This is a genomic window from Nocardia ignorata NBRC 108230 (genome assembly GCF_001612905.1).
GTDB lineage: Bacteria > Actinomycetota > Actinomycetes > Mycobacteriales > Mycobacteriaceae > Nocardia > Nocardia ignorata.
The window spans coordinates 73,272-98,850 of the sequence record NZ_BDBI01000017.1; the positions used below are offsets into that span (position 1 = coordinate 73,272).

The following is a 25,579-nucleotide window of genomic DNA, read 5'->3' on the forward strand; positions in this document are numbered from 1 at the left end:
CTCCGAGCGGCTGCTGGGGCCCGACCACCGCGTCCAGGCCGAGCCGACGCCGGTGCCGTGTCGTCCGCGATCGCCGGCGGTCAGGCCGGGTAGGTGGTGGACCAGTCGCGGGTGGGCTGGCCGTGTTCGTCTCGTGGTGGGGTGAGGCCGAATTCGGTGCAGTAGTCGGTGGCCAGGCGTTCGAGGACCGGCCGGGCGTCGACCGTGCGCGACCAGCGATGCGGCAGGGCGCCGCGGCCGTAGCGCGCGCCGAGCAGACTGCCCGCGATCGAGCCGGTGGCGTCGCTGTCGCCGGAGTGGTTCACCGACAGCAGCAGCCCGGTGCGGACGATCACGTGTCCGGGTCCGCCGACCGTCTCCGCCGCCAGCATCGCGTACACAGCGATCGCGAGAGCCTCGGGGCCGATCCAGCCCTCGCCCAAGGTCTCGAGGTCTTCGGGCCTCGGCACGCGCGCGGGCCGTGCGGTGCGGGCGGCCAGGGTGATCGCCGCGTCGAGGGCGGCCGTGGTCTCCTCGTGGTGCGGGTAGGTCGCGAGTTCGGCCAGTGCCCGGTCCAGCGCGGTCTTGGTGCCGATTCCCCGGCTCATCTGGTAGACCAGCGCGGCCAGCACGCCCGCGGGCAGCCACCCACTGGGGTGTCCGTGCGTGAGAGCGGCTGTGTCGCAGCCCAATTCGAAGATGGCGGTGAGGGCGGCACCGGAACGGTCGGCGGCGTAACCGAACCCGCACGGAGCGGATCGCATCAGCGCGCCGCTGCCCTTGGAATTGTTGATCGGCCGGTCGCGGGTGCCCAGCGGGTTCGTCGGCTCCCGCCGCTCGGCCACCGCACGCAGCGAGGTGTACACCGAGTTCGCGACGCCGCGCTGTTCGACCAGCTCGCGATGACCGGCCAAAGAACTGTGCAGGGCGGTCGGTTGCTCGGGCAGTTCACCCACCTGCCCGCGCAACCACACGAGCATCCCCTGCTGCAGCAGACCGAGCGTGGCACCCCCGATGCCCTTCGCCCGCGCGCGCACCGAACCCCGGATGAGGGCCTCCACGGTGAACGCGGTCAGCTGCGTCTCCTCGGAGATCCGAAGCTGGTCGGCCTCGTCGGTCACCCCGAGGTAGCCGTACTCGTCGCGGATCCTGCGCAGGGACATGGTCTCGATCGGCGCACCGAGTGCGTCCCCGATCGCGCCACCGATCAGGCAGCCGTGCACGGCGTTCAGCCATTCCGCCGGGCCCTGCGACCGAGCGGTACCGGTGCGCTGCGCGTTGCCGCTGTCCGAGTGCGGTTTTTGCTGGGCGGGGGATGCGTGCGATCGCGATGGCGAACCATCGGCGGTGCCGGGGTGGATCACCGGGATACCTGCCGACGCGGTTGGGTTCGCGGTGGGTGTGGCCGTTCCGGTGGCGGGGCGAGCGGCGGCGCCGTGGTGGACAGGCCGGCTGACGGCGGTGGGGTCGCTGCGGCGGTGTGTCTGCGGGTGGTCACCGGTGTGCGGCCGCACTGCCGGTTGCTGACCCGTGTGCGGGGGTCGGCGGAGTGCTTCGGTGAGCGCGGTCGCGAAGGCGGTGCAGGTGGGGAAGCGGTGGGCCGGGTTCTTCGCGAGGGCTTTGGCCAGGACCGCGTCGACGGCGGCGGGGAGGCTGGTACGCCGCGAGCTCGCCGACGGGGGTGAGGCGTTGAGGTGGCCGAGCATGACGGTGGCGGGGTTGGGCGCGTCGTAGGGGCCGGCGCCGGTGAGCAGCCGGAAAACGGTGCAGGCAAGGGAGTATTGGTCGCCGCGTCCGTCGAGTGGTTCGCTGCTGAGCTGCTCCGGGGAGGCGTAGGCGATGGTGGCGGTGAACTGGCCGGTGCGGGTCAGGCCGCCGGTATCGTCGAGGAGCTTGGCGATGCCGAAATCGGTGAGCACCACCCGTTCGTCGAATCCCGCGCCGACGCCCGCCGTGCGCGAGAGCAGGATATTGGCGGGCTTCACGTCCCGGTGCAGCACACCCTGGCGGTGCGCGTAGTCCAGCGCGCCCGCCGTCTGGGTGACGATCTGGGTGATGCGGTCGGTCCCGAACTCCGCCGCCGGTACCGCCGCCGCGTCTGTTCCGTCGACGAACTGCATGGCGATCCAGCATCGTTCGTCCTCGACGCCACGGTCGTAGACGGTGATGATGTTCGGGTGATCGAGCTGGGCGATCACATCGGCTTCACGCTCGAACCTGGCCCGGATCTCGGTGTCGGCGAACAACTCCCGATGCATGAGCTTGAGCGCGGTGAGGCGTGGCAGCCTGCGGTCCTTCGCCGCGTACACCGAGCCCATCCCGCCGCGCCCCAGCTCTCGTTCGATGACGAAACCGGCGAAAACCGCCCCGCGCCGCACCATCGCTCACCCCGTTCACCGAATCCGATCGTTGGCAGCCTAATCGGTCGCGTGCGCTCGCCGAGTCGTTGTCACACCGCCGGTGCGTGGGTGTGCGCCCACCGGGTGATGTCGCCGCGGTCGAGCGCGGTGGCGAGCAGGTCGGGGAATTTGTCCGGTGTACAGGCGAAAGCCGGGATGCCGAGCGCCGCGAGCGCCGCCGCGTTGTCGTGATCGTAGGCAGGCGCGCCTTCGTCGGAGAGCGCGAGCAGCACCACCACCTGCACGCCCGATTCCTTCATCGCATTGCACCGGCGCAGCATCTCCTCACGCACACCGCCCTCGTAGAGGTCGGAGATGAGCACGAACAGGCTGTCGGTGGGCCGGGTGATGAGCGATTGAGAGTAGGCGATGGCGCGATTGATGTCGGTGCCACCGCCGAGCTGGGTGCCGAACAGCACGTCGACCGGGTCGCTGAGTTGCTCGGTGAGATCCACGACCTCGGTGTCGAACACCACCAACGAGGTCTTCAGCGACCGCATCGACGCCAGCACCGCGCCGAACACCGAGGCGTAGACCACGCTGGCCGCCATCGACCCCGATTGGTCGATCGCGAGCACCACGTCGCGCTGGATCGCCTGCGACTTGCGGCCGTACCCGACCAGTCGCTCGGGCACAATGGTTCGGTGTTCGGGCAGGTAGTTCGCCAGGTTCTTGCGGATGGTCCGATCGAAGTCGATATCGCGCAGTTTCGGGCGGTGGGTGCGCGCGGCCCGGTTGACCGCGCCCGACACGGCCGCCACCGTCTTGGCCGCGATGCGTCGCTCGATCTCGCGCACGACCTTCTCCACCACCATGCGGGCGGTCGCCTTGGTGGTCTCGGGCATCACCCGGTTGAGACCGAGCAAGGTACCGACCAGGTGCACATCGGGTTCGACCGATTCCAGCAGTTCCGGTTCCAGCAACAGCTGGGTGAGGTTGAGGCGCTGCACCGCGTCGCGTTGCATCACCTCGACCACGGTGGCGGGAAAGTAGGTGCGGATGTCACCGAGCCAGCGCGCCACCCGGGGCGCCGAACCGCCCAGCCCGCCGGACCTTTTCGCCGACGTGCCGGCCTCACCGGTGTTGTACAAAGCGCTCAGTGCCTGATCCATGGCCTGATCCGCCCCCGACCCCAGTCCGCCGAGTTGTTCCTCGGCGGCCGAGCCGAGCACGAGACGCCAACGGCGCGCATGCGTTTCGTCGTTACCGGTCATGGTTGACGCTCCTGATGATCGAGCCGGGTTCGTCGGACAGGTGAGGACTCGCGCCTCGAGACGCGATGGGCGAAGACTGCGCTCATCCGGCGGCGCCGAGAATGCTCGCGGCGGCGCGTAGGGCCAGCTGTCCGCGCGCCGGGTCGACGGCCGTAGCGTTCGCGGTGGCGGCCGGTGCTGGACCGGTGTCGCGCAGGGCCTGGCCGATGGCGCGGCGTTCGCCCGATTCGAAGGAACCGAAGGTGCGGCGCAGCAGGGGCAGGGTGGCGACGAACTGGTCTTCGGGGAGCTCGCGCAGCCAGTCGTCGATGCGGCGCAACAGGTCTCGGTCGTGGACGAGCAGGAGTCCACGGCCGCCGAGGAACCCGTCGATCCAGGCAGCCTTGGCCGCGGGGGTGTTGCCCACCGACAAGGCCGCCGAGAGCCGGCGTGCCGAATCGGCGTCGTCGATGCGTTCGGCATCGCACAGCAGCCGAACGGCGCGTCCGCCGATGGCGCCGTGCACGTCGTCGCGGTCGGCGATGCGGTGCAGGGTGGCCAGCCACTCGGTGGTCGAGCGGGTGTCGTCGCGGGTGCTGACGGCGGTGTGGGCGGCATCGATCTGACGGCGCAGCGCCTCGGCGGCGTCGGTGTCCAAGCCGGTCACCGCACCGGGGAGACCGGCGCAGATGCGCACGAGCAGGCCGTCGGCCACGTGCTCGAGCGCCTTGGTGTCGGTGCCGCGCACGTCGCCGTAGCGCAGGGTGCGGGTCAGGCCGGGCAGGGCGCCGAGCAGGTGGGTGACGTCGTGGTCGAGGGCAGCTGCCGCCTCCAGGCGGGCGATCAGACCGTCGGTGGCGCCGCCGAGGTCGGCGAGCAGCGCCGTCTCGAGCGCGTCGGCGAGTTCGGTGACCGACACACCGTCGCGGCTCGCGGTGTCGAGGATCTTGGCTTCCGCCGCCGTGCGCAGGGTGGTACCCCACACGGCGGCTTCCACGATGCGCACCTCGAACTCGGGTTCCCAACGCAGCGACCAGGTTTCGCGAAAAGTGCCGGTGCTGCGCACCTCACCGACCGTCGGAGTGCCCCACTCGATGCCGAGCAGCCGCAGCCGGTGCAGCAGGTGCGAGCGTTCGACGTCGCGTTCCTTGCGTAGATCGAGGTCGACCGTGCGGATGAGGGCTTCCTGCTTGAGCCGAAGGGTTTTGATGCGCGCCCGCAGATCGGCGGCCAGCGGGACGGTCGGCGTGTTCTCCGGCACCGCACCGAGCGTTTCGCCGACGACGAGCTCGTCGACGACCAGCCGCAGCATGGTCTCGTCCCCGCCGCACATCACCGATCGCACGGCCTCGGTGACCTCCGACAACCCCGCCAGCGGCCTGCCACGCAGGGCGGCGAGCGTGTCGGCCAGGCGAACCGACTCGATGATGTGCGCGCTCGACACCGGCAGATCGTGTGCGCGCAGCACCCCCGCCACCTTCGTCAACCACCGCGCCACCGGCCGCTCGGTCTCGGTGAACAGGTGGTGATACCAGCCGGGTGAGGTGACCCCGGCCCCGTACCCCGAGCCCGATGCCAACCGGGAGTGCGTCCAGGGCACCCACGTCAGAGCGGCTTTCGTCTTCGGGAGTCCCTTCAGCAGACGCATATCCGGCGCCGCCGGACCCAGCGGCCCCACCAGTGCGGGTGCGTGCCACGCCCCGCATACCACCGCAACCCGACGAGCCCCGCCCTTGAGCACCTGCCGCATCGTCTGGCGCATGTATGCCTCGCGCCGCAAGGTGTGCTCGTCGACCACCAGCGGCCCGGCCCCCACCGCTTCGGGCAGCAGGTGCTCGAGCCCCGCACTCTCCACCGACTCCCTGTCCGACGACGTCAGCGGATCGGTCGATGTCGCCAGGTCGTCCGCTTCGGTGCGGGTCGCGGGCTGGTCCGAGCTGATCGGCGTGGCGGGTTCGGCTGTGCCAGCCGGTGCATCCGGGTCTGCCGAGCGGGCCGGTGCCTGGGGTGCGGCCGAGTTCGTGCTGGTCGGGGTGTCTTCGCGCAGGGCCGCCATGGCTTCGATGATGGCGTCGAAAGCAGCGGTGTCGGGGACGGATTCGACGACCGCGTCCCACCAGCGTTCGGCGTCGTCGAAGCCTGCGGCCGAAGCGAGGGCCGCCAGGGGGTCGGTGCGGTCGACGCGGGTGTCGTCCTCGATGGCGAGGACATTGGTGGCAGGCAGATCACAGAAGCGGACCAGGACACCGTTGTCGACGCCGTAGCGCATGGCCTGCCACTCCGGGGAGAACACCGCGAAGGGCCAGAAGGCGGCTCGGGCGGGGGAATCCGGGACGTAGGCCAGCAGGGCGACCGGTGGGCTCATCGTGTCGGCGGCGACGAAACCGACCAGCGGATCGGCGTCGGCGGGCCCCTCGATGAGAATCGTGTCCGGCCGGAACTCCTCGAGGGCCTGCGCCAGCGACCGTGCCGACCCCGGCCCGTGATGACGGATACCGAACACCCGCGTCACGGGTTCACCGGTCGCCGGCTCGTCCCGCGCCTGATCCGGCCGGGTACCGCCTGTTTGTTCGCTCATCGAAAACCCCATGTGTGCTGTGTGATCCGTCCTCCCCGTCGCGCGAGTGTCAGCCGGCGATGTCGCGGCAGGCGCGGTAGAAATCGGCCCAGTCGGGGCGTTCACGGACGACGGCCTCGAGGTATTCGGTCCAGATCACCGCATCGGCGACCGGGTCCTTGACGACCGAACCGAGTACGGCGCCGGCGATGTCGGAGGCGCGAAGCACACCGTCACCGAAGTGGGCCGAGAGGGCGAGACCGTTGGTGATCACCGAGATCGCCTCGGCGGTGGACAGCGTGCCCGACGGCGACTTCAGCTTCGTTCGCCCGTCGGCGGTGATGCCCGATCGCAGCTCACGGAACACCCGGACCACGCGCCGCACCTCCTCGGCGGCAGCCGGGACCGTCGGCAACTCCAGTGCGGCACCGAGCTGCTCGACCCGGCGGCTGACGATCGCGACCTCGGAATCCTCGTCGGCGGGCAGCGGAAGCACGACGGTGTTGAAGCGGCGGCGCAGCGCCGAGGACAGATCGTTGACACCCCGGTCGCGGTCGTTGGCGGTGGCGATCACATTGAAACCCTTGGCCGCCTGCACCTCCGCACCGAGCTCGGGGACGGGCAGCGTCTTCTCGGACAGGATGGTGATGAGCGCGTCCTGCACATCCGAGGGAATGCGGGTCAGTTCCTCGATCCGGGCGATCGCGCCGGTGCGCATGGCCGTCATCACCGGCGACGCCACCAGCGCCGCATCGCTCGGCCCCTCGGCGAGCAGCCGCGCGTAGTTCCAGCCGTATCGGATGGCTTCTTCCGCCGTCCCCGAGGTGCCCTGCACCAGCAGGGTCGACTCACCACTGATGGCCGCCGAAAGATGCTCCGACACCCAGGTTTTCGCGGTGCCGGGCACACCGAGCAACAGCAGCGCGCGGTCGGTGGCCAGCGTCGCCACGGCCACCTCCATCAGCCTGCGGGGACCGACGTACTTGGGTGTGATGACCGTGCCGTCGGCCAGCGTGCCGCCGAGCACATAGGTGACCACTGCCCACGGCGACAACTTCCACGACGGCGGACGCGGCCGGTCGTCGACGCGCGCCAGCGCGGTGAGCTCGTCGGCGAAGGCCTGCTCGGCGTGCGGGCGCAGCAGGGTGGTTGCGGATTCGGTCGTCGTCATGACAGCTCCTCGAGCATGGTGGCGCGTTCGGTGAGATCGGTGGCGAGGGTGCGGAAGGCCTGATGCCAGGCGGGGTCGTCGGTGGCCTCGGCCAGCGCGGTGACGTGGGCGGCGAGGCCGACGGGGAGGTGCACGCCTGCCGCGGTGAGCAGGGCGCGATCGGTGTAGACACCCGCACCGGAATGCGGGTGACGTGCCGTGGTGCGGGCGCGTTCGCCGAGCAGCCGCAGTACGTGGGTGGCGACCCGGTCCGGCCAGGGATGGTCGAGTCCGGGCAGGATCGCGTGCAGTTCGGTGAGCTGATGCGCGTCCAGGTCGAGAACGTGCTCGACACGGTCGGCGGGATCGAGCAGCGTGAACAGTTCGCGGCGGCGCAGCACCGCCTGTTCGGTCGGGGTCGCCCCGGCGAAAAGTTCACGCGCCCAGATGGTGTCGCGGGCGGCGAGGGTGGCGTCGACCCAACCGTCGACGATCGCCTTGGCATAGCGCACAGGCAGTGCGAGTGCGAGTGCCGTCGCGGCGGTGTTCTCGGGGGTGGTGCCCAGAATCCGCGTCCACGCCGACAGCGGTGCCGCGGCGATCACCTGGTGCAGGGTTTGCACCGATGCGTCGGAGGTATCCCAGCGCAGCTTCGGCTGTTCGGTGCCGTCGGTGATGCCGTCGCGGCGGGCTTGCGCGCCCACGTCGCCGGGGACATCCACCTCGAGCCCACCGTCGGAGCCGACCCGGATCCACGCCGTGAGCAGCGCGGTCATCCTGGCGCCGTACGCGGAATCGGGGAGCCGGGCGAGCAGACCGGCGGCCGTGCGACGTACGTCGCCGCGCCGGTCGTCGAGCGCCCGTTCCAGGAGGTCTTCGTCGGCGGCGTTCGCACAGATGCCGAGCAGGCCGAGGAGTTCGGCTTTGATCGACCCCGATTCCTTGGGCCACGCGTTGGTCAGCACCTCTAGCCCGCGCGCCGGGTCGACCCGACGCAGGTTGGCGAACCAGTCCTTGCGTTCACCCGGAGTGCCGAACAGCCACACATCGTGCGAGGCAGCGACCTCGACGGAACCGCCGTCGACCACAGGCGAATCCGCAGCGGTCGGAGCATCGGTCCCGGCCGACGATTCGTGGCGCGCCGCAGTGCTCTCCCCGGAAAGGGCCCGGTCGACGGGAAACTCGTCGACCAGCTTCGACCAGGCAGGATTACGCGCCGCCAGCCACCGCCCCCGTCGCCCGGCCAACCGCAGCAGCGGATCACGCAGCGCGGGATCCGACGCCGCCGACAAGGCCTGCACACACAGCACCTCGGGCAATCGGAAGTCGAACGGCTCGGCGGCGGCGAACCATTCGGGAAGGAACGCCGACTTCTCCCGGAGCAGGCGGCCGAGCCGATCGGCCGACCGGCGCGGCAGCAGTGGACGCGGATCATCGAGCGCGGGTTCAGGTTTCGGCGCCGTACCGGGTAGGCGCCCACCTCGCAGGTACAGATCCTGCAAGGCGGCAGTCTCGAGGAGTTTGGCCGCGGTGTCCCCACCACCACGTTGCGGCACCGCGCCCGCGACCGCCGGATCGAGATGCACGCCGTCGAGTCCACGGCGAGCGGTGCCGAGCAAGGCGATCGAAACCAGTTCGGCCAGTTCGGGGCTCGCGGCGGAACCGGTGGGGAACTCGGTTTCCAGGTCGTACACCTCACCGGCGCTGAACACCGACACCGGGTCGAAACCCTCGGCCGACCACTGACCGGTCACCGTCACCGGATGACCACCCGACACCGCGGCCAACCGCCACGGCCGGACCCCGGTGGGCAGGGGCAGCGCGGTGCCCTCGGCATCGACCAGATGCCAACCGTGCTCGTCGATGGCAGGAACCACATCGGTGAGCAGCGCCGGAACAGAACGCACCAGCGGGTCCTCGCTCAGCGCGGTGGCGTAGGCGTCGAGTACATCGCCGATCGTGGTACCGGCGGCTGGGACGGTGGTGAACGGTTCGGGCGCACCGTGGCGGGCACCCCATTGCACACGCAGCGGTACGGGGCCGGGGTAGTAGTGCAGTTCCGCGTCGACCTCGTTGCCCGGTGCGGGCACTTCGCCGGTGAAATTCGGTGTGCCGAAGGAGTGTTCGATCAGCAGCGCCCAGCGGCCGCCGGCACGGCCACGCAACCAGGTGCGTCGCGCGTAGAGCCGTTCCTCCTCGCTCACCCGCATGCCGAGCACCTGCCAACGGTCGCGCACCGCCGGTTCGGCGAGCACGGTTTCGGCCTGCACCGGGTAGCCGATGTGGGAGCGGATGCCGGCCTGCAACGGTTCCGGCAACGCGTCGAGGGTGCGGTGGGCGAGGACCAGCAGATGCAGCCGGGCGTATTCGCGCAGCAGCAGCTCGGGCCAGTGTTCGGTGGTGGCCACCGCCGTGGGCAGCCTGCGCAGTGCCTCCGCGATCCGGGGTGCCTGGGCATCGACCATGCGCGCCGCCACGGCCTCGTAGGCGGCATAGGAGCGGTCGGTCTGGGCGAGGCCGGTGCGAACCTGGTCGGTGAGCCACACCTGCAGCTCGGCCAGCCCCGCCGACACCCGGCCGCGCCGCTGCTCGACCGCCGCGGCCGACGGCGCCGACTTGGCCTTCGGTGCTGCGGTGGCCTTGGCGGCCCGGCCCGCGAGCCACTCGGCCGCGAAGTCGGCGGGCGCGTCCCGCGTCGGCACCGCGCCGCTCGACCACACCAGCAGCAACGACAGGGCGTGCTTGCAGGGAAACTTCCGGCTCGGGCACGAACACTTGTACGCGGGACCGGAGAGATCGACGATCGTCTGGTAGGGCTTGGCCCCGCTGCCCTGGCACAGCCCCCACACCGCGTTCCCCCCGGCACCGGTGTCGCGCCAGCGACTCGCCAGCTTGCGCGCGGCAGCCACCGAGCTCGCATCGGGTGCGAGCGCACGGACCTGGTCCTCGGTCCACAGCGCGGATGTGTCGGTCATCGGTTCCCCCGTTCTCTGTCGCCGAAATATCTACCCGAGCCCACCGACAACTTCGCCCGTTCACGGTGAAGGACCTGGAAAAGCCTGGTGCCGTGGAAAATTCGCGCCGCACCTCTTGCTGTGTGGGGCGAACTCTGGCATTCTGACCTGTTCGGCTCGACCGGACCGCCCGGGCCGCTCAACGCAGCGTAGCGCGGGTGAGAGCACCTCATCGAGCTGCCCGCCGGGGTGGGCGAGGGGTGGACATCGAGGGCCGGTCGCGGCGCCACGATGGCCATTCCACTCCCGCGGGCAGATTCGCTGGGGCGCAGCGCATCCCCTGGGCGAACGCCCGGCGATCGGGTAGCGTTTCGGGCACAGTTGCGCTCGGGGCGTGAAGGGGGGTGTCGCCAGTGTGCTCGGACCGCATCACCGAGGTGGTCGCGCGCGAGCTCGCCGCCGACCCGGCTGTGGAGGACCGGGTCGCCGATTGCGTGCTCGCGGCGCTCACCGAGGTCGACGATGCCGCCGACACCGCCGATGCCGGTGACACGGGCGTCTTCCTTCGCGCCGTCACCGTGCACGGCTTCCGCGGGATCGGCCCCACCGCCACCCTCCGGCTGAATCCCGGACCCGGTCTCACCCTGGTGGTCGGCCGCAACGGCAGCGGGAAATCCAGCTTCGCAGAGGCCGCCGAATTCGCGCTGACCGGCGGCAATCGCCGCTGGGACGGGCGCACCAGCGCCTGGCGCGAAGGCTGGCGCAACCTGCACGAGCCCGATCTCGCCCGGATCGAGGTCGAGCTGCTCACCGGCGGCGGTGCGGTCACCGTCGCGACGCACTGGGCGCCCGGCGCCGAGCTGACCGAGGCGCAGTGGACAGAACGGCGCGGTGACGCGCCGCCCGCCGTCGTCGACCCGGTGAGCAGGCGCCAACGCCTCGACCTGTATCGCCCGTTCCTGTCCTACAGCGAGCTCGGCGCCCTCGTCGACGGCAAACCGAGCGACCTGTTCGACGCGCTGCACCGCCTCCTCGGCCTCGACCAGCTCGCCGCGGCGGCCGAGAGCATCCGGCTACGCAAGCTGGAACTCGAACGCGCCGTGAAGAATTCGCGGCAGGACCGCGCCGACCTGCTCGACGAACTCGCCCAGGTAGCCGACGACCGCGCCGATCGCGTCGCCGACCTGCTCCGCGACCCGGACCCCGACCTCGACGCCATCGCGGCCGAGGTGGCGGGCTCGGTCCTCGGTGCCGAAGGACCCGAGGGCCTGCGCGCCGTCCTGCGCCTGTCCCTGCCCGATCCGGTGGAGGTGGCCGCCGTCGCCGACCGGCTCACCCGCGCCGCCACCGACCTGTCCGCCCACGCGACGATCGACGCCGAATCCGACCTCCGCGTCCTCGAACTGCTCACCCGCGCACGCGAACACGCCGCCACCGCGGGCGCCTGCCCCTGCCCGGTCTGCGGCCGCGGCGACCTGGACGACGACTGGCTGACCGCCGCCGACGCCGAGATAGCCAGGCGCAGTGCCGATCTCGACGCCCTACGCTCCGCCCGAACGGAATTCGAGTCGGCCCTCGCGGCAGCTCGCGCCCTTCCGACGCCGGTGCCCGAGGAATTGGCTCCGGCGATCCAGCCCACGGACCGGGCCGTGAAACCCGGCACGCCGCAGCCCGATGCGCCGATCCGATCGGAAGTACTCGGCAAGCGCCGCGACACGGTCCGGCGATGCTGGGAAGAGTGGGCCGCGCTCGCGACCGCCGACTACGACGAGCAGTCGGCCGACCGCCTCCGCACGACCTACCAGGACCTCGCCGCCGAACTCGCTGCCCTGCAACGCGATGCACGCATCGAACTCGAACGCCTGGATACGGTGTGGTCGCCGCTGGTCCCGCGCATCCTGGCCTGGCTCGAACCGGCCAGGGCCGTCGCGGCCGACGCGGGCGAGTTGCGGATCGTGCGCAAAGCCGCGGACTGGCTCAAGTCGGCGACGACGACCATCCGGGGCGAACGGATGCGGCCGCTGGAGGCGACGGCGCGGTGGGTGTGGAGCACCCTGCGTCAGCAGAGCAATGTGGAGCTCGGGGCGATCCGGTTGCAGGGCAGCGCGGGTACGGCGCGGCGGGTGCTCCTCGACGTCACCGTCGACGAGGTGGACGGCGCCGCGCTCGGCGTGATGAGCCAGGGCGAGCTGCACGCGCTCGGGCTGTCGCTGTTCCTGCCGCGAGCCACGGTGGCGCACAGTCCTTTCCGGTTCGTGATGATCGACGACCCGGTACAGGCGATGGACCCGGCCAAGGTCGACGGACTGGCCCGGGTACTCGCCGAGGTCGCCCTCACCAGGCAGGTCGTCGTCTTCACCCACGACGAGCGCCTCGTCGAAGCCGTGCGCCGCATGCAGCTCGACGCCACCGTGCTCGAAGTGCAGCGCCGCGATCGCTCCGTCGTCGAGGTCAGGGTGACCGGCGACCCGGTGCGCCGCTACCTCGACGACGCCCGATCCCTGCTGCGCACACCGCAACTACCGCCCGCGATCGCCGACGAACTCGTCGCCACCTGCTGCCGTTCGGCCATCGAGGCCGCCGGGCTGGCGAAAGCGCGCCACGAGCTGCTCGCCGCCGGGCTCGCGCACGGCGAAGTGGAGCGCCGGGTTCGCAACGCGCACACCACGCGCGCCATGATCACCCTGGCCATCATGGGTCCCCGCGCCCGCGTGGACGACCTGAACAAGCACCTCAGCGCGGTCGGTGGGCGCTGGCTCGTCGGGGTGTTGCGCGACGCCACCGCGGGCGCCCACGTGCCGATCGACCGGCCGATGCGCGAATTGATCAGCGATACCGAACGATTCATCGCCTGGCTGCGCGCCCACGAACCGGCGATGGTGCGGTCGTGAACGGGCATCCGGTCCGGTCCGGCCGCGCATTCGACCACCTCGTCGGTGTAGCGATGCACCTGAATCGTGCGCGCCGCCGGGGGCGACCCCAGCTCGGGCGCGGCGTCGCCCCCGGGCGCCGGGTGGCCGAGAGTCGTGCGGCAGGGCCGGCCGGGAGACGTTGTGCGGCAAGGCTGGTCGGGCCGTGGTGAACCGTCGTGGCAGGCCGCGGCGGGCCGAGTTCACCCCGCGTCCTTCCGTCGCCGAACGGTTGGTGGCCGCCGACGACCTGCTGAACGGGTCGGTCTCGGACGCCGGGGGAGTGTGGTCGCGGGCCGTCGCCTGGATCCTGCGGTTGGCGTTGGAGCAAGCTGTGGACGAACTGTGGGCCCAGATCGCGCCGGAACTCATGCGTTGCCCGATGCGCGCCCAGCTGCTCGCCCTTCGGGTCTATGCCGGTCCCGAAACCGCAGGTCAGGTGGGTGCGCTCTGGGCGGCGCTCTCGCGCGCGGCCCACCACCTCGACTACGAGATGGCGCCGAGCGTCACCGACCTGCGCCGCTGGCGCGACCAGACGACCGAACTGTGGCGGGCCCTGGAACTGGTCCCGTTGACGCACCAGACCTTCGGCTGAGCACGGTCGGCGATCGGCCGCCCGCACACACCCGGCAGGATGGCCCCATGGGTGAAGCGAAACCATGTCCGTGCCGGCGCGGCGAACCGTTCGATGCCTGCTGCGGCCCGATCCTGGCCGGTGCGCGCGCGGCGGCGACCGCCGAAACCCTCATGCGCTCGCGCTACACCGCCTACGTCGTCGGCGACACCGACTACCTGCTGCGGTCCTGGCATCCGGACACCCGCCCGAAGGACCTCGAACTCGATCCCGACCAGCGCTGGTTGTTCCTCGAGATAGTGCGCACCGAACGCGGTGGACCGTTCGACGACAACGGCACTGTCGAGTTCATCGCCCACTACCGGCTCGACGGCACGCGCGACGGCATGCACGAGGTGAGCACCTTCGTCCGCGTCGACGGCGCCTGGGTGTACCTCGACGGTGTGTTCGCCGCCTGAACCGGGGATACTGCACCGGTGGCCCGCATCGCGATCGAATACTGCACGCAATGCCGCTGGCTGCTGCGCGCGAGCTGGATGGCACAGGAACTGCTGAGCACCTTCGGCACCGATCTCGCCGAGGTGGCGCTCGTGCCGGGGGAGGGCGGCGTCTTCCGGATCACTCTCGACGGCGATCAGCTGTGGGAACGCAAGGCCGACGGCGGCTTTCCGGAGATCGCGGTGCTCAAGCAGCGGGTTCGCGACCGGATCGCACCCGAGCGCGACCTCGGGCACGTCGACCGGCGCGACTGATCAGCAGCAGCCGCCCCCACCACAGCATCCGCCACCCGCGGGCTGTGCCGCGGGCATCGGCGCGGCGCCGCGACCCACGGTGGCGAAGGTGGTCAGCAGTTTGACGGTGTCGTCGTGGCCCGCCGGGCAGGACGCCGGATCCGAGGACTGCGCCATCGGCCGGTTCACCTCGAATGTGTCGCCGCAGGAGCGGCACCGGAAGCTGTAGTTCGGCATGCGGCAAGTGTAAGTCGCCACGGCCGCACCGACACCTGGCCGGTCAGCACACTCGCAGCTATCGAATTTCGGTGCGGTGCGGTTCGCCGCGCACCGCGCTGACGTCGATCGAAGGCATGCTGCCCGAACGCGGCTCCGGCAGTCCAGATCGCCGGGCGATGACACCGTGAGGAGGCCGAAGCTGTACCGGCGAGTAACCGTTACCTGCGGAAATGGTGCGTTGGCGGCGTGCCAGTGGCGTGCCGACGTACTCTCGTAAGGAGTCACCAGGTGCTGCGGCCCGCGGGAGCAAACGCACAGGCACTCGTGGATCGCGCCGGCTAGGAGGTGTGCGATGAGCATTCAGCCCGATCTCGACCAAGGCACGTGGACCCACGAAGCCGAACCACTGGCGCACACCGAGTACGGCACGGTCAGCGGAATCTGGGAGGGGCCGGTCGCCGTGTGGCGCAGCGTGCCCTACGCGAAAGCGCCCTCCGGCCCGGCTCGATTCCGTCTCCCCGAGCCGCCGAAGCCCTGGGAGGGCGTGCGCGACTGCGCGGTCTTCGGTGAGATCGCACCGCAGGCGATGGGCGCGATGGTGCCCGTCGACTCGGATCTGCGGATGGGCGAGGACTGTCTGTGGGTGAACGTGTGGTCACCCCGGCCCCAGCCCAGCGACGACGAACCGCGCCCCGTGATGGTGTGGCTGCACGGCGGCGCCTACTGCCTCGGCACCGCCGCGCAGACCATCTACAACGGGCGCAGACTCGCGGAAGCGGGCGACGTGGTGGTCGTGACGGTGAATTACCGGCTCGGGGTCCTCGGTTTCCTCGACCTGTCGTCCTTCGGCGACCAGTTCACCCCGAACCTCGGCCTGCACGATCAGCTGGCCGCCCTCGCCTGGGTCCGCGACAATATCGCCGCGTTCGGCGGCGACCCCGGCAATGTGACGGTCTTCGGCGAATCCTCCGGTGCGGGCTGCGTCACCGCGCTGCTCACCGCACCGGCCGCCGACGGGTTGTTCCACAAGGCGATCGCCCAGAGTCCGCCCGCTACCACGGTTTTCGGGCAGGAACGCGCCGCCGTCGTCGCACAGCGGTACCTGGAACTGCTGGAACTCGGTGCGGGCGAAACGGATCGGTTGCTCGAGCTGCCGATCGAACAGCTCGTGGAGGTCGGTGCGGTACTGCTCGACGAGGTGCCGACCAAGGAACCGGGCAGACTGGCCGCCGCCCCGGTCGTCGACGGGGACCTGTTGCCCGCCTATCCGATCGACCGTTTCCAGCATGGCCTTTCCCGTCGGGTGCCGTTGCTGATCGGCAGCAACAAGGACGAGGCCTCCCTGTTCCGGGTGCTCAAATCCCCGATCATGCCGGTGACGCCCGACGCCGTGAACGCCATGCTGCAGGACGTCGCCGCCTCGCACCCGGAGATGTCGCCGGAACGGATCGCCGAGATCACCTCCGCGTATCCGGATCTCACCAAGATCCGTGGCGCGCTCGCCATGTCGACCGATGCCGCGTTCCGTATGCCCGCCGCGTGGGTCGCCGAAGGGCACGCCCAGCACTCACCGACCTGGAAGTACCGGTTCGACTACGCGACACCGATGTTGAAGGCGGCCCGGGTCGGTGCCGGCCACGCCACCGAATTGCCCTATGTGTTCGGCAATTTCGGCACGCTCAACCACGACCCGACCTTCTGGCTCGGCGGTCGCAAGGTCTCGCTCGCGGTCTCGGGCCGGATGCAGCGCCGCTGGCTGGCCTTCGCCGAACACGGCGTGCCCGCGGCACTGGACGGTTCCAAGCACTGGCCGCGCTATCTGCCCACCGACCGGACCACTTTGCTCATCGACACCATCGACCGGGTCGTCGACAATCCCGACGCCGAACTGCACACCGCCTGGGGCGACCACGCCGTCGGCTTCAGCTGAGCAGTGTCACACGTCGGTGGAGAAGCGGATGCCGCCGTCGGGGATCTCCACGCCCGGCCACACCCTCGCCCCGCGCAGCAGTTCGCAGCGGGCACCGACCTGGGCGCCGTCACCGATCACACCGTCACGCACCAGCGCACGCGGACCGATCCGGGCGCCGAAACCGACGATCGACCGTTCCACGGTCGCGCCCGCCTCGACGACCGCGCCGTCGAAGATCACCGCACCGTCGAGTCGGGCACCCGCGCCGATCTCGGCGCCACGCCCGACCACGGTGCCGCCGATGAGCAGCGCGCCGGGAGCCACGCCCGCACTGGGGTGCACCAGCGACTCACCGCGCTGTCCCGGCAGGGCGGGGGAGGGAGCGATGCCGCGGACCAGGTCGGCCGAACCGCGAACGAAGTCCTCCGGGGTGCCCATATCGCGCCAGTAGGAGGCATCGACGTGACCCTGCACGCGGGCACCCTCGGCCAGCAGCGCGGGGAACACCTCGCGCTCCACCGACACCGGGCGACCGGTCGGGATCTTCTCGATGTACTCGCGGCGGAACACATAGCAACCGGCGTTGATCTGGTCGGTCGGCGGATCCTGGGTCTTCTCGAGGAACGCCGTGACCCGGCCTTCCTCGTCGGTCGGCACACAGCCGAACGCGCGTGGATCGCTCACCCGGACCAGGTGCAGGGTCACATCGGCGTTGGTCGACTCGTGGGTGTCGAGGATCGCGCCGAGGTCGGTGCCGCCGAGCACGTCGCCGTTGAAGACCATCACATTGTCGGCACGCAGCTTGGGGAGCACGTTGCGGATGCCGCCGCCGGTGCCGAGCGGTTCGGTCTCGGTGACGTACTCCAGGTCGAGTCCCAGCTCCGAGCCGTCGCCGAAGTGCTCCTCGAACACCTCCGCCTTGAAGGAGGTGCCGAGCACGACGTGGGTGATCCCGGCCTCGGCGATGCGGGCCAGCAGGTGGGTCAGGAACGGCAGCCCGGCCGTCGGCAGCATCGGCTTGGGCGCCGAGAGGGTGAGCGGACGCAGCCGCGTGCCCTGTCCGCCGACGAGGATGACCGCGTCGGTGCCTGCATTGCCTGCCATCGAGTTTCCCCTGTTCACAGTGGACCGGCCCTACTCAGGCGCCGGTTCGCGCTTTCTCACGCAGCGCCGATCGAACCGCAATCCGGGAGCGAACCGCAAGTCCGGCCCGCAATGCGAGCCGCAGCGGCGCCTGCCACCAGTGCGGATGCCGGTCGGCCTGGAAACGGTAGGCGCTGGCATGGTGGGCGGGCAGCATCAATTCCGGGTGCTTGCCCGCGGCGTGACCCTTGGCGTGGGTCACCTCGGCGTCCGGGACGAACACATTGTGCCAGCCCGCCTTGCCCATGCGGTCACCGAAGTCGACGTCCTCCATGTACATGAAGTAGCGCGAGTCGAAGCCGTCGATGGTGTCGAACGCGGCGCGACGCACCAGCAGGCACGAGCCCGACAGCCAGCCGACCACCCGCTCCGACAGCTCCTCGTTCTCCTGCCGGTACCGCACCGACCAAGGGTTCTTCGGCCAGATCGCACCGAGGATCGCGTGCCCCGCACCATCGGCCAGGCCGGGCACCCGCCGTGCCGAGGGGTAGACGCTGCCGTCGGGTTCGCGCACCATCGGCCCGAAGGCGCCCGCGCGCGGCCAGCGCTGCGCGGCCTCGAGCAGCTTGTCGATGGAGTCGACACCCCAGCGGATGTCCGGGTTGGCCAGGATCACGAATTCGATCGACGGATCGATCTCGGCGACGGCCCGGTTGATGGCGCCGCCGTAGCCGATATTGCCGCCGGTACGCAGCAGCCGCACGTGCGCGTTGGCCTCGGCCACCAGCTCGGGCACGCCGTCGGTCGACCCGTTGTCGGCCAGGATCACCTGCGGCTTCTCGCTGGTCGCGTCGGCGAGGGTGGTGATGAAGTGCTCGAGATGCTCGCCCGGTGAATAGGTCACCGTGACGACGGCCAGACCGGCGGGGGCGGGGGATTCGGCTGCGTTCACGAGTGCGCAGCCTAGTCGGACAAACGGCGAAGTGTGTCGGTGAGTGCGGAACGCCAAGGCCGCATCGGGGTCAGGCCCGCGTCGTTCCAAACGCGGGGTGAGAGCACCGAATAGGGCGGGCGCGGCGCGGGTCTGGGGAACGCGCTCGAATCGCACGGCAGCACCCGGGCCGGGTCGGCGCCGAGCTCGGTGAAAACGGCGACGGCCAGGTCGAACCAGGTGGCGGTGCCGGAGTTGGTCGCGTGCAGCACCCGGGGTGCGTCGGGGCGCTCGGCGAGCTCGAGCAGGGCGGCGGCCAGGTCGATCGCGCTGGTCGGCGACCCGAGCTGGTCGTTCACCACGGTGACGGTGTCGCGTTCGCGCTCGAGCCTGCGCATGGTCGCGACGAAATCCCCCTCGACACCGGCGTACACCCAGGCCGTTCGCACGACCTGCGCGTCGGGGCAGCCGTCGAGCACGGCCCGCTCACCCGCCAGTTTCGACTGGCCGTAGACCGTCGCCGGACCGGTGGGGTCGTCCGGTTCGTACGGTGTGCTCGCGGTGCCCGGGAACACATAGTCGGTCGACACGTGGATCAGTCGTGCGCCGGTGGCGGTACAGGCGGCGGCGAGTACGGCCGGACCGGTGGCATTGGCGGCGAACGCGGCCTCGCGGTCGGTTTCGGCGGCGTCGACGGCGGTGTAGGCCGCGCAGTTGAGCACCACCGCGCCGGGTGTGAGTATCGCCTCCACCGCCGCGCGGTCGGTGATGTCGACCTGCGACCGGCCGAGGCCGCGCGCGTGCGGGGCCAGACGCAGGATTTCCCGCCCCAGCAGCCCACCGGCGCCGGTTACGATCAGGGGAGCTCGAGTGGGGAAATCGGCATTCACGCGGCCAGTCTGGCACGCCGCAACACCTGCGGGTCGGCCCGACTGTGGTAACTGTTGGTTAGCCTGTGTTCACGACAGTGGGGTTTGCGGGGAGGCGTGCAGGGCGGGGCGCCGCGAGGTCGAGAGGAAGCACGAGTGCGAGAGTCGACAGGATCACCGTCGGCCACCACGCCTGCGGGACCGGCGAAGGTGATGGTGGCGATCGCGGCGGTCCTGGTGCTCGCGATCACCGGGTTCGCCTGGCGCAGCGTCGACAATCTGATCGCCAATATCGAACGCATCGGTGGGCTCGGTCTGGGCGGCGGCCGCGACGGCGCCGTCGACATCCTGCTCGTGGGTGTCGACAGCCGCACCGACGCCCACGGCAATCCGCTCACCAGCGCCGAACGCGCCATGCTGCACGCCGGCGACGAAGTGGGCACCAACACCGACACCATCGTGCTGGTCCGCGTCCCCAACGACGGCCGCTCCGCCACCGCCATCTCCATCCCCCGCGACTCCTACGTCGATATCCCCGGTCAGGGCAAGGCCAAGATCAACTCCGCCTACGGCGCGACGAAAGAGACCGAACGCGCCAAGATGCTCGCCGACGGCGATGCCGAGGCCGACGCCGAACGCGACTCGACCAAGACGGGCAGGCAGGCGCTGATCAAGTCGGTGGCCGATCTCACCGGCGTCACCGTCGACCACTACGCCGAGGTGAGCCTGCTCGGGTTCGTGCTGCTCACCGATGCCGTCGGCGGGGTGGAGGTGTGCCTGAACAACGCGGTCGACGAATACATGTCCGGCGCGCAGTTCCCGGCGGGAAATCAGCGTCTCGACGGTGCGCAGGCATTGAGTTTCGTGCGGCAGCGCCACGATCTGCCGCGCGGCGACATCGACCGGATCGTGCGTCAGCAGGTGTTCATGGCCCAGCTGGTGGGTCAGCTGCTCAACGCCAAGACGCTGGCCGATCCCGGCAAGCTCAGCGAGATCAGCGAAGCCGTCGGGCGCACGGTCGTCCTCGACGACGACTGGGACGTGCTCGCCTTCCTGCAGCAGCTCAAGGACCTCTCCGGTGGCCAGGTCGAGTTCGACACCATTCCCGTCGCCGACCTGAACAGCATGACGGCCAACGGCGAATCGGTGGTTCGGGTGGAACCGAAGGCCGTGCAGGACTACGTGGCCGGACTGGTCGGCGAGGAGAAACCGGCCGAGGAGAAGAAGGTCGACCCGTCCACGGTGACGGTGAGCGTGTTCAACGCCGGTGGCGCGACGGGCTTGGCGGCCAAGGTCGCGGCCGCGTTGACCGGTAAGGGTTTCCGCGAGGGTCTGGTCGGGAACTATTCCGGGGGGAGTGTGAGCTCGAGCCGGGTGCTCGCCGCCGACAGCGCCGATCCCAAGGCCGTCGCGGTGGCCGAGGAACTCGGCGGCCTGACCGTGGTCGCGGATCCGTCGCTGTCGGCGGATTCGGTGAGCGTGGTGCTGGCGAGCGACTACTCTGGTCCCGGCTCGGCCGCGGCAGGCATGTTCGATTTCGACGGAACATCCTCGGCGACCGCCACGCCAGTACCGCCCGCCCCACCGATCGACGCAGGCCAGAACGGACCGAAATGCGTGAATTGACCTATGCGTGAGCCCAATTCGACACTGACCGACGCCCTCCTCGACCCGATCCTCGAACGCGATCCCGCCGGACCGCGCGTCACCTGGTACGACGACGCCACCGGCGCCCGCATCGAACTGTCCGGGCTGACGCTGGCCAACTGGGCGGCCAAGACCGCTAACCTGATCCGCGACGAGTTCGCGCTCACCCCTGGCGCGCGGGTCGCGGTGCTGCTGCCCGCGCACTGGCAGACGGCCGCGGTGCTGCTCGGCTGCTGGTGGGCCGGAACCGAAGTGGTGCTCAGCCCCGATCCGGACGCCGACCTCGCCCTGGTGACGCCCGACCGGCTCGACGACGCCGACGGCGTCGGCGAGGTCGCGGTGCTGTCGCTGGACGCCATGGGCACACCCGTGCGCGACCTGCCGGTCGGTGTCACCGATTTCGCCACCGCGGTGCGCGTGCACGGTGACCAGTTCCTGCCCGGTGGTTTCCGGGCCGCTCTCGACGGTATGTCGGTGGGCGAGGTACTCGACGCGGCGAAGAAATCGGCGGCGATGCAGGGTATTTCCGCCGGTGACCGGGTGCTGTCGAGCGCGCCGTGGGACACCGCGGCCGAGCTGATCGACGGGTATCTCGCCGTTCTCGGCGCCGGTGCGTCGCTGGTGCAGGTGGTCAATCCCGACGCGACGGCCACCGAGCACCGCGCCGAGACCGAACGGGTGACCGTGCGGCGCTGAGCCGCTCGTCTCCTACCTGGGTATAGGTCGGCCTCCGCCCGAGGAACGTGGTTTCTGTCACACCCCGTCCGTACTGTGGAAGACATCTTCGGCAGTACGGCGCAAAGGGGCGGCTATGAACGTCGGGTACTGGATCCGCTGGTCGGCACAGCACGGGATTCCCCGTGCCTTCCTGCGCTGGCGTGCGCGGCGCGGAGACACCTTCGCCACCCTGCTCGCCGGCGAGCGGGGGCTGCACGATCCGTACCCGCTCATCGAGGAACTGCGCGGCCCCGGTCTGCGACGCACGCCGTTGGCGTACGCGTGCTTCGAGCACGCGAAGGTGCGAAGCATCCTGCGCGACAACAGATTCGGTGTCTTCCCGGCATTGGGTCCCGAGGTGCCACCGACGTTGCGCAAGCTGGCCGAACGAGTGGTTCCGCCGCCGAGCCCGGTCGAGCCGCCGTCGATGCTCGTGCTCAATCCGCCCGAGCACACCAGGATGCGCAAGCCGGTGGCGTCGGCCTTCACCCCGCGTGCCATCGGCAGGCTGCGCGACCGGGTCGAAACCGTCACCACCGAACTGCTCGACGCGATGCCCGCGCACGGCTCGATCGACCTCGTCACCGATTTCGCGGCCCAGGTGCCGATCGCGATCATCGCCGAGATGCTCGGGTTCCCCGCCGCCGACCGCGAGCTGTTCCTGCGCTGGGGCGACCGCGTCACCCCGCTGCTCGACATCGGCACCTCTTGGCGCTCCTACCGGGAGGCGATGGCCGCCACCGACACCCTGGCCGACTATCTGGCCGAGCACATCGAGAAGCTGCGTGACGAACCGGGCGACGACATCCTCTCCAGCCTGGTCACCTCCGGCGACCTTACGATGCGCGAACTGCAGGCAGGCGCGGGACTGCTGATGGGCGCGGGCTTCGAGACCACGGTCAACCTCATCGGGAACGCGGTGGCCGCGCTGTCGGCCAACCCCGACCAGCTCGCCATCGCCCAGAACGACCCCGACCGCTGGCCCGACGTGGTGGAGGAGACGCTGCGGTTCGACCCACCCGTGCAGACCACGGCCCGGGTGGCGCTCGAGGACGTCGAGGTCGACGGGATGACGGTGAAGGCGGGTGCCACCGTCATCCTGTCGCTGGCCGGTGCCAACCGCGACCCCTCGGTCTTCGCCGATCCGGACCGCTTCGACATCGACCGCCCGAATGCCAAGGAGCACGTGGCCTTCAGCAGCGGCATCCACGCCTGCCTCGGCGCGAGCCTGGCCAGGATGGAAGCGGTACACGCCCTGCGCGCGCTCTACGCCCGCTACCCGGATCTGCGCTTACGCGGAGAACCGGTGCGCCGCAACCTGTTCACCCTGCACGGGTTCGAGCACATGCCGGTCGACCTCGGTCCGGTAGCGCGCACCGGGGCGCCCGACAATCTGGCGGGCGCCACCACCCAGGGGTGACCTAGGTCGAAACCCGCCAGCGGTAGCGGGTTTTCGGGCGCCCGGCCCGGCCGTAGTCGGCCCGGCGTTCGGCGAGGCCGTCGTCGGCGAGTTTCTCGAGATACCGCCACGCGGTGATCCGGGAAACGCCGACGGCCGCGGCGGCATCGGTGGCGGTGATGCCCGCCTCGGCCGCGCGCACCGCCCGCGACACTTCCTCGAGGGTGTGCTGCACAACGCCCTTCGGGGCGCCCGCGCGCTGGTCGGCGGTGCGCAGCGCACCGAGCGCGCGGTCGATGTCGTACTGCGACAGCGCCGCTTCGCCCGCGGGCAGGGCGGTGTCGAAATCCCGGTAGCGTTCCAGCTTCTCGCGAAAGGCGGCGAAGGTGAACGGCTTGAGCAGATACAGCACCACCCCGTGTGCGACGGCGCTGCGGACCATGGTCAGCTCCCGCGCCGAGGTGATCGCGATGACATCGGGACGCGGGGAGAGCCCGTTGAGCGCGGCGGCCACCTCGAGACCGTTGATGTCGGGCAGCCCGATATCCATCAGCACCAGGTGGAACGGATTGCCGTCGGCGATCGCCGACGCGGCGAGATTGAGCGCGTCATGACCGGTATGGGCGACGCCGCCGGTGACGAACCCGTCGAGCCGTTCGAGATAGGCCCGGTGTGCCTGGGCGATCAACGGTTCGTCCTCGACGATCAGGACGCGGATCATGGGTTCTCCCTCAACGGAATTCGGACGGTGACCGCGCTGTGTGGTGCGGCCGTTGTGGTGATGGCACCGCCGTGTCGATCGACGAGACGGTGCACGAGTGCCAGGCCGAGGCCGGCATGATCGGATTTGGTCGTGTAGCCGCGTTCGGCGGCGCGCTCGAACATCTGCGCCGACATACCGGGGCCGCTGTCGGAGACGCGCACACAAAGGTGCCCGTCGCGGTGACTCACCGACACCTCGACCCGCTTGTCGATGGTGCCCGCGGCCGCGTCGATGGCGTTGTCGACCAGGTTGCCGACCAGCGTCACGGTTTCCTGCGCCGAGAGCGGGTCGGTGGAATCGAGCGCGGTGTCCTCGCTGATGGCGAGACTCACGCCGCGCTCGGCGGCCTGGTCCACCTTGCCGAGCAGCAGCGCAGCCAGCGCCGCGTCACCGACGGCCGCCAGCAGCCGGTCGATCAGTACCTGCGAGAGCGCGAGCTCGTCGGTGGCGAATGCCACCGCCTCGTCAGGCCTGCCGAGCTCGACCATGGTGACCACGGTGTGCAGTTTGTTGGCCGCCTCGTGCGCCTGGGCGCGCAGCGATTCGGCGAAATTGCGCACCGTGTCGAGCTCGCCGAGCACCGCGCGCAGTTCGGTCTGGTCGCGGATGGTGAGGACGGTACCGATCTGCTCGCCCTCCCAGGTCACCACGTCCTGGTTCACCAGCAGCACGCGGTCGGTGGTCACATGCGTTTCGTCGCGCACCACGCCCGGGCGCTCCTGGCGCAACGAGACGGGCAGGTCGTCGCGATACACCGGCCCCTGCGGCAGATCGAGCAGGGTGCGCGCCTGGTCGTTGACCACCTCCGCGGGCCCCGGGCCGGTGCCGAACACCACCAGACCCTCGTGGACCGAATGCAGCACCGCGTCGTGGTGCTCGTAGAGCGCGCGCAACTCGTCGGGTGCCAGGCCGTGGGTCTGCCTGCGCAGCCGCCTGCTGAGCAGGAACGAGGAGAACGCGGCCAGCGCGAGCCCCGCCGCGCTCACCCCGAGGATCAGCGGCAGCTGCGAGGCCACCTGGGTGCCGATCCTGGCCCTGGTGACCCCGGCCGATACCAGCGCGACCACCCGGCCGCGGTCGTAGACCGGCGTCACCGCCCGGATCGACGGGCCGAGCGTGCCGGTGAACGTCTCGGTGAACGTCTGCCCGGCCAGCGCCTGGTCGATGCTGCCGGAGAACGGCTTGCCGATCATCTCCGGATTCGTGTGGGTGTAGCGGGTGCGGTCCGGCGCCATCACCACGATGAAATCCATCCCGGTATCGGCCCTGATCCGCTCGGTGGTCGGTTGCAGCAGTCCGCTCGGATACGGCGAGCTCACCGCCGCCAGCGTCGACGGCGCTCTGGCCACCGACACGGCGACATCCCTGACCTGAAGCTCCGTGGCCACATCGTGGTCGCGTCTGGCGTCGAGCACGGCGAGCACCGTACCCGTGCCGATCATCAGCGCCAGCACCACCAGCTGCCACACGAAGGCCTGTCCGGCAAGCGACAGTCGTCCTCGTCGCATCCTGCCCTCCGACCTCGAACTGAACGTTATGTACCTAAAGCACGTTATGTACCAAACGTGACGACGATCACACCAGCAGGGCATG

Annotated in this window: 19 protein-coding genes; 8 read left to right on the forward strand and 11 right to left on the reverse strand. The window is 70.3% G+C overall.

Translation table 11 applies throughout. The annotated features are described in order from the left end of the window. Nucleotides 1-80 precede the first annotated feature (80 nt). The 5 genes from NI2_RS33825 to NI2_RS15365 all read right to left on the reverse strand — a co-directional run bounded on the left by NI2_RS33825 (nucleotide 81) and on the right by NI2_RS15365 (nucleotide 10,253). The gene (locus NI2_RS33825) at nucleotides 81-2,360 is read right to left on the reverse strand and encodes an ADP-ribosylglycohydrolase family protein (protein ID WP_067491338.1); all 2,280 of its coding nucleotides are present in this window, start codon (nucleotides 2,358-2,360) and stop codon (nucleotides 81-83) included. A gap of 68 nt (nucleotides 2,361-2,428) precedes the next feature. Next, nucleotides 2,429-3,592 (reverse strand): VWA domain-containing protein, encoded by a 1,164-nt coding sequence (locus NI2_RS15350; RefSeq protein WP_067491339.1) that lies wholly within the window; start codon nucleotides 3,590-3,592, stop codon nucleotides 2,429-2,431. A gap of 82 nt (nucleotides 3,593-3,674) precedes the next feature. Beyond that, nucleotides 3,675-6,149 (reverse strand): DUF5682 family protein, encoded by a 2,475-nt coding sequence (locus NI2_RS15355; protein ID WP_084476444.1) that lies wholly within the window; start codon nucleotides 6,147-6,149, stop codon nucleotides 3,675-3,677. 49 nt (nucleotides 6,150-6,198) lie between these two features. Continuing rightward, the gene (locus NI2_RS15360) at nucleotides 6,199-7,299 is read right to left on the reverse strand and encodes an ATP-binding protein (protein ID WP_067491341.1); all 1,101 of its coding nucleotides are present in this window, start codon (nucleotides 7,297-7,299) and stop codon (nucleotides 6,199-6,201) included. Continuing rightward, a complete protein-coding gene (locus NI2_RS15365; RefSeq protein ID WP_067491342.1) occupies nucleotides 7,296-10,253 on the reverse strand; it encodes an SWIM zinc finger family protein in 2,958 nt (985 codons plus the stop codon). Before NI2_RS15365 ends, NI2_RS15360 begins: the two co-directional genes overlap by 4 nt. 392 nt (nucleotides 10,254-10,645) lie before the next feature. Between NI2_RS15365 and NI2_RS15370 the strand changes: the two genes are divergently transcribed. The 4 genes from NI2_RS15370 to NI2_RS15385 all read left to right on the forward strand — a co-directional run bounded on the left by NI2_RS15370 (nucleotide 10,646) and on the right by NI2_RS15385 (nucleotide 14,467). Further along, a complete protein-coding gene (locus NI2_RS15370) occupies nucleotides 10,646-13,123 on the forward strand; it encodes an AAA family ATPase (RefSeq protein WP_067491343.1) in 2,478 nt (825 codons plus the stop codon). 184 nt (nucleotides 13,124-13,307) lie between these two features. Then, nucleotides 13,308-13,736, forward strand: a complete 429-nt coding sequence (locus NI2_RS15375) for a hypothetical protein (protein WP_243749735.1) — start codon at nucleotides 13,308-13,310, stop codon at nucleotides 13,734-13,736. A gap of 47 nt (nucleotides 13,737-13,783) precedes the next feature. After that, on the forward strand, nucleotides 13,784-14,173 hold the full coding sequence (locus NI2_RS15380) for a YchJ family protein (protein WP_067491344.1): 390 nt from the start codon (nucleotides 13,784-13,786) through the stop codon (nucleotides 14,171-14,173). A gap of 18 nt (nucleotides 14,174-14,191) precedes the next feature. After that, nucleotides 14,192-14,467: an Rdx family protein gene (locus NI2_RS15385; RefSeq protein WP_067491346.1), complete on the forward strand. Its 276-nt coding sequence runs from the start codon at nucleotides 14,192-14,194 to the stop codon at nucleotides 14,465-14,467. Here NI2_RS15385 and NI2_RS15390 read toward each other — a convergent pair whose 3' ends face one another. Next, on the reverse strand, nucleotides 14,468-14,683 hold the full coding sequence (locus tag NI2_RS15390) for an FmdB family zinc ribbon protein (RefSeq protein WP_067491348.1): 216 nt from the start codon (nucleotides 14,681-14,683) through the stop codon (nucleotides 14,468-14,470). 334 nt (nucleotides 14,684-15,017) lie between these two features. Between NI2_RS15390 and NI2_RS15395 the strand changes: the two genes are divergently transcribed. Continuing rightward, complete coding sequence (locus tag NI2_RS15395) at nucleotides 15,018-16,595, forward strand: carboxylesterase/lipase family protein (RefSeq protein ID WP_067491350.1); 1,578 nt, start codon at nucleotides 15,018-15,020, stop codon at nucleotides 16,593-16,595. A 6-nt stretch (nucleotides 16,596-16,601) separates the two neighbouring features. Here NI2_RS15395 and manB read toward each other — a convergent pair whose 3' ends face one another. The 3 genes from manB to rfbD are packed head-to-tail and all read right to left on the reverse strand — an operon-like array spanning nucleotide 16,602 to nucleotide 19,481. Beyond that, on the reverse strand, nucleotides 16,602-17,681 hold the full coding sequence (manB, locus tag NI2_RS15400; protein ID WP_067491352.1) for a mannose-1-phosphate guanylyltransferase: 1,080 nt from the start codon (nucleotides 17,679-17,681) through the stop codon (nucleotides 16,602-16,604). Between the two features lie 34 nt (nucleotides 17,682-17,715). Next, nucleotides 17,716-18,612, reverse strand: coding sequence for a glycosyltransferase family 2 protein (locus tag NI2_RS15405; RefSeq protein WP_067491354.1), 897 nt, complete (start codon nucleotides 18,610-18,612; stop codon nucleotides 17,716-17,718). An 11-nt stretch (nucleotides 18,613-18,623) separates the two neighbouring features. Beyond that, the gene (gene rfbD, locus NI2_RS15410; protein WP_084476445.1) at nucleotides 18,624-19,481 is read right to left on the reverse strand and encodes a dTDP-4-dehydrorhamnose reductase; all 858 of its coding nucleotides are present in this window, start codon (nucleotides 19,479-19,481) and stop codon (nucleotides 18,624-18,626) included. A 192-nt stretch (nucleotides 19,482-19,673) separates the two neighbouring features. Between rfbD and NI2_RS15415 the strand changes: the two genes are divergently transcribed. From NI2_RS15415 to NI2_RS15425, 3 genes are all read left to right on the forward strand, one after another. Then, nucleotides 19,674-21,086 (forward strand): LCP family protein, encoded by a 1,413-nt coding sequence (locus NI2_RS15415; protein ID WP_166655751.1) that lies wholly within the window; start codon nucleotides 19,674-19,676, stop codon nucleotides 21,084-21,086. 3 nt (nucleotides 21,087-21,089) lie between these two features. Continuing rightward, a complete protein-coding gene (locus NI2_RS15420; protein WP_067491356.1) occupies nucleotides 21,090-21,803 on the forward strand; it encodes a TIGR03089 family protein in 714 nt (237 codons plus the stop codon). Between the two features lie 115 nt (nucleotides 21,804-21,918). Then, nucleotides 21,919-23,244 carry a cytochrome P450 gene (locus NI2_RS15425; protein WP_067491358.1) on the forward strand — a complete coding sequence of 442 codons (1,326 nt, stop codon included), beginning with the start codon at nucleotides 21,919-21,921 and terminating at the stop codon, nucleotides 23,242-23,244. Between the two features lies 1 nt (nucleotide 23,245). Here the strand turns inward: NI2_RS15425 and NI2_RS15430 are convergent, their stop codons facing one another. Next, nucleotides 23,246-23,944, reverse strand: coding sequence for a response regulator (locus NI2_RS15430; RefSeq protein ID WP_067491360.1), 699 nt, complete (start codon nucleotides 23,942-23,944; stop codon nucleotides 23,246-23,248). Then, nucleotides 23,941-25,494 carry an ATP-binding protein gene (locus NI2_RS15435; RefSeq protein WP_067491362.1) on the reverse strand — a complete coding sequence of 518 codons (1,554 nt, stop codon included), beginning with the start codon at nucleotides 25,492-25,494 and terminating at the stop codon, nucleotides 23,941-23,943. Before NI2_RS15435 ends, NI2_RS15430 begins: the two co-directional genes overlap by 4 nt. Between the last annotated feature and the right edge of the window lie 85 nt (nucleotides 25,495-25,579).

Bases quoted from the DNA above. Each gene is read 5' to 3' on its own strand.
- NI2_RS33825 (WP_067491338.1), bottom strand. From the start codon at position 2,360: ATGGTGCGGCGCGGGGCGGTTTTCGCCGGTTTCGTCATCGAACGAGAG.
- NI2_RS15350 (WP_067491339.1), bottom strand. From the start codon at position 3,592: ATGACCGGTAACGACGAAACGCATGCGCGCCGTTGGCGTCTCGTGCTC.
- NI2_RS15355 (WP_084476444.1), bottom strand. From the start codon at position 6,149: ATGAGCGAACAAACAGGCGGTACCCGGCCGGATCAGGCGCGGGACGAG.
- NI2_RS15360 (WP_067491341.1), bottom strand. From the start codon at position 7,299: ATGACGACGACCGAATCCGCAACCACCCTGCTGCGCCCGCACGCCGAG.
- NI2_RS15365 (WP_067491342.1), bottom strand. From the start codon at position 10,253: ATGACCGACACATCCGCGCTGTGGACCGAGGACCAGGTCCGTGCGCTC.
- NI2_RS15380 (WP_067491344.1), top strand. From the start codon at position 13,784: ATGGGTGAAGCGAAACCATGTCCGTGCCGGCGCGGCGAACCGTTCGAT.
- NI2_RS15390 (WP_067491348.1), bottom strand. From the start codon at position 14,683: ATGCCGAACTACAGCTTCCGGTGCCGCTCCTGCGGCGACACATTCGAG.
- NI2_RS15395 (WP_067491350.1), top strand. From the start codon at position 15,018: ATGAGCATTCAGCCCGATCTCGACCAAGGCACGTGGACCCACGAAGCC.
- manB (WP_067491352.1), bottom strand. From the start codon at position 17,681: ATGGCAGGCAATGCAGGCACCGACGCGGTCATCCTCGTCGGCGGACAG.
- NI2_RS15415 (WP_166655751.1), top strand. From the start codon at position 19,674: ATGGTGGCGATCGCGGCGGTCCTGGTGCTCGCGATCACCGGGTTCGCC.
- NI2_RS15420 (WP_067491356.1), top strand. From the start codon at position 21,090: ATGCGTGAGCCCAATTCGACACTGACCGACGCCCTCCTCGACCCGATC.
- NI2_RS15425 (WP_067491358.1), top strand. From the start codon at position 21,919: ATGAACGTCGGGTACTGGATCCGCTGGTCGGCACAGCACGGGATTCCC.
- NI2_RS15430 (WP_067491360.1), bottom strand. From the start codon at position 23,944: ATGATCCGCGTCCTGATCGTCGAGGACGAACCGTTGATCGCCCAGGCA.
- NI2_RS15435 (WP_067491362.1), bottom strand. From the start codon at position 25,494: ATGCGACGAGGACGACTGTCGCTTGCCGGACAGGCCTTCGTGTGGCAG.